The organism is Collinsella aerofaciens (assembly GCF_015554145.1).
In the GTDB taxonomy this organism is placed as follows: Bacteria; Actinomycetota; Coriobacteriia; order Coriobacteriales; family Coriobacteriaceae; genus Collinsella; species Collinsella aerofaciens_AA.
This window is the reverse complement of sequence record NZ_JADNHZ010000043.1, coordinates 1-3,511: the sequence shown is the minus strand read 5'-3', so window position 1 is coordinate 3,511 and position 3,511 is coordinate 1. Positions and strand designations below refer to the sequence as shown.

At 59.2% G+C, this 3,511-nt stretch carries 3 protein-coding genes; 2 read left to right on the top strand and 1 reads right to left on the bottom strand.

Annotation, left to right across the window (positions count from 1 at the left end):
• Positions 1 to 104 precede the first annotated feature (104 nt).
• Positions 105 to 1,520, bottom strand: a complete 1,416-nt coding sequence (gene pdxR, locus I2E13_RS10825; protein ID WP_195405106.1) for a MocR-like pyridoxine biosynthesis transcription factor PdxR — start codon at positions 1,518 to 1,520, stop codon at positions 105 to 107.
• A 145-nt stretch (positions 1,521 to 1,665) separates the two neighbouring features.
• Between pdxR and pdxS the strand changes: the two genes are divergently transcribed.
• Complete coding sequence (gene pdxS, locus I2E13_RS10820; RefSeq protein ID WP_118206146.1) at positions 1,666 to 2,556, top strand: pyridoxal 5'-phosphate synthase lyase subunit PdxS; 891 nt, start codon at positions 1,666 to 1,668, stop codon at positions 2,554 to 2,556.
• Positions 2,557 to 2,576: 20 nt separating this feature from the next.
• A complete protein-coding gene (pdxT, locus tag I2E13_RS10815; RefSeq protein WP_195405105.1) occupies positions 2,577 to 3,164 on the top strand; it encodes a pyridoxal 5'-phosphate synthase glutaminase subunit PdxT in 588 nt (195 codons plus the stop codon).
• Positions 3,165 to 3,511: the final 347 nt, after the last annotated feature.

The following is a 3,511-nucleotide window of genomic DNA, read 5'->3' as shown; positions in this document are numbered from 1 at the left end:
ATCATGCTTCACTCTCAAATCAACGCGCATAAAGAAAGCCTCCCATTTCTCATGTCCAAGAAATGGGAGGCAGTTCATACGGAGGTCGGGCCTTCTTCGTGGGCTTATTGCAGATGTTCTTGAAGAACGCTGAGCGACTGAGGGCTCAGGTCGTCGTATTGTATGAGGACGCGAGATGGAGCGTTCTTAGTCGATGCCCGATCAGCCGTCCACAGGCAATCGGCGATGTTGACATAGGAAATACGAGCGTCAGCGAGAGCCTTCGCGAAACTCTCCCCCGCCTTGTCCTCGGCCAGGGCAACAGCGCAGTAAAGGCCCGCGTCTGCATGCTCGATCGAGACCTCCCCTGCCGGAAACGCTTTCCGTACAAGCGCTGCCAGGCCATCGCGTGCCTCGCGAGCACGCACGCGCACGCGGTTCACATGCCGCTCGTAATCACCCGATTCCAGCAAGCGAGCTAAAGCGACCTGGTCAACAGAGCTCACCGACGAAGCGTAAAAACCAAGGTCGCGCCCAAACCGTTCCATCAGCTCATCGGGCAACACCATGTACGCCAAACGCAACGCCGATGAAAGGCTCTTCGAAAACGTGTTGGTATAGATGACCGATTGAGCGGCATCGATCGACGCGAGCGCGGGAATCGGCTTGCCGGCAAGGCGAAACTCACAATCAAAGTCGTCTTCGATGAGATACCGACCTGGCCGCTCGGCGGCCCAGCTCAGCAACGCATAGCGACGTGCAATGCTCGTCACAAGACCGGTCGGATACTGATGAGACGGCATCAGGTGAAGGACATCGGTCCCGGTTTTCTGCAGCGCGCTCAAGTCCACGCCCTCAGCATCCAACGGGACATGCCGCACTTCGCAACCCATGGCCTGATAGATGCGCGTCAAGCGCAAATAGCCTGGATCCTCGACGGCATACACTTTGCCCGCGCCAAGCAACTGAACCAACATGGTATCGAGCAGCTGGGCGCCCGCACCGATAACGATATTGTCGGGATTGACATTCATGCCCCTTGTCCCGCGCAGATGGTGCGCAATCGCACGTCGCAGTCGAGCGGTGCCCTGCGCCGGTGCGGGCGAAAAGATTTCGCGTTCGTCTTCGGATGCCAGCGTCGCCCGTAGTGCGCTTTGCCAAAGCCGCGCCGCCTCCAAAGCGGAAGGAGAAAGCGCATCAAATCGCTCGACCTGTCCGTTGACATCATGCGCGCTGGGGCCCACGGAGGCGGCATCTCGGTCGATGTCCTCCGCAGCCGAAGCCAAAACCGGCACATCCGGAAGTTCGCACGCGTAGTAGCCGCGCCGCGGCTTTGAGCAAATATAACCCTCGGCAAGCAACTGGCTATATGCATTCTCGATGGTAATGACACTGATTCCCAGATGACTCGCAAAGGCGCGCTTAGACGGTAGATGCTCCCCCGCCGCAATGCGCCCGGCAACAATGTCATCTCGAATTTGCTGGTAAACATACTCATAGAGCGATGCTTCGCCGCGGTTTTCCAAATTATAGTCAAGCATGAGTTTGTCACCTGACCTTATCGAGTCATTCAATCTGGTATTACTCTGACCTTGTTATTATCTCGAAAACTGAGTATTTCGCCATACCCAGCTCCCCGATAGGATGTTCCGTCAAGCAATGCACATGCCAACCAAGGGAGCAACCATGGCAGAACAGACCAGCAAGGCCGATCGCGTTAAACTCAACCGCGAGCTCGCGCAGATGCTCAAGGGCGGCGTCATCATGGACGTCACCACGCCCGAGCAGGCACGCATCGCCGAAGAGGCGGGCGCCTGCGCCGTCATGGCGCTCGAGCGCATCCCGGCCGACATCCGCGCCGCAGGCGGCGTCTCGCGCATGAGTGATCCCAAGATGATCAAGGGCATCCAAAAAGCTGTCTCCATCCCCGTTATGGCCAAGTGCCGCATCGGCCACATTGTCGAGGCGCAGATCCTGCAGGCCATCGAAATCGACTACATCGACGAATCCGAGGTCCTCTCCCCCGCCGATGATGTCTATCACATCGACAAGACCCAGTTTGACGTGCCGTTTGTCTGCGGCGCCCGCGATCTGGGCGAGGCGCTGCGCCGTGTTGCCGAGGGCGCCACGATGATTCGTACCAAGGGCGAGCCGGGCACGGGCGACGTCGTTCAGGCCGTGCGTCACATGCGCAAGATCCAAAAGCAGATCCGCGACGTTGTTGCTCTGCGCGACGACGAGCTCTTTGAGGCAGCCAAGCAGCTGCAGGTTCCGGTCGAGCTGGTGCGCGAGGTCCATGCCACGGGCAAGCTCCCCGTCGTAAACTTTGCCGCCGGCGGAGTCGCGACCCCCGCCGACGCCGCGCTGATGATGCAGCTGGGCGCCGAGGGCGTCTTTGTTGGCTCGGGCATCTTTAAGAGCGGCGACCCCGCCAAGCGCGCCGCCGCCATCGTCAAGGCCGTGGCAAACTTCACCGACGCCAAGCTCATCGCCGAGCTTTCGGAGGACCTGGGCGAGGCCATGGTGGGCATCAACGCCGACGAAATCGAGATCATCATGGAGGAGCGCGGGCGCTAGTCCGGCAGAAAGGATCGCACATGAGCGATTATGCAGACCAAACGGTCGCCGTGCTGGCGGTCCAGGGCGCTTTTGCCGAGCACGAGGCAAGACTGTCCGAGCTGGGCGCACGTTGTATCGAGATGAGGCAGGCGGCCGATTTGCAGCAGAACTTTGACCGCCTGGTCCTCCCCGGCGGCGAGTCCACCGTTCAGGGCAAGTTACTTGCCGAGCTTGGTATGCTCGATGAGCTTCGCACCCGCATTGTTGAGGGCATGCCCGTCCTGGGCACCTGCGCCGGCTTGATTCTGTTGGCGCGCGATCTTGCCGCCCACGACGATAAGGGGACGCCGCGCTTGGCAACCATGGATGTGCTCGTTGAGCGCAATGCTTACGGCAGACAGCTCGGCAGCTTTCGCACCAAGGGGCAGGTAGGCGGTATCGACGGTGAAGTGCCGCTGACGTTTATCCGCGCGCCCCGCATCGTCGAAGTGCACGGCAACACTGAGGCCCTAGCCGAAGTCGACGGTCGCATCGTCGCCGCCCGCCAAGGCAACCAGCTCGGCGTCACCTTCCACCCCGAGCTCGACGAAGACACCCACCTCCACGAACTGTTCCTGCAAATGTAGGCAGAATTTAAACGAGCGTGGATTTTCGGACATACAACAAATGAGAGTGGATAATCTCCCACTTTGAGCTTGAATGCAGGCTCAAACCGGGAGATTATCCACTCTCATCCTATGTAGTCGTTGGGGACGTTCTTAAACGACTAGTCAAACAAGAACGTCCCCAACGACCATATTGCGATAGACGACCACGTTTGCCCAGATAAAACCGACCAAAATAAACCTGTCCCTTTTTGGTAGGTTTGGATCAAGGCGACGCCGATGCCTTGGTACCGACAGACACTATGACCCAATCCGAGGGCACTAAAAAGATAGGAGCCCCCGCTCGTGACCGCGGGTCGGGGCTGCGA

Coding starts and splice junctions, on each gene's coding strand:
- pdxR (WP_195405106.1), bottom strand. CDS start 1,520: ATGCTTGACTATAATTTGGAAAACCGCGGCGAAGCATCGCTCTATGAG.
- pdxS (WP_118206146.1), top strand. CDS start 1,666: ATGGCAGAACAGACCAGCAAGGCCGATCGCGTTAAACTCAACCGCGAG.
- pdxT (WP_195405105.1), top strand. CDS start 2,577: ATGAGCGATTATGCAGACCAAACGGTCGCCGTGCTGGCGGTCCAGGGC.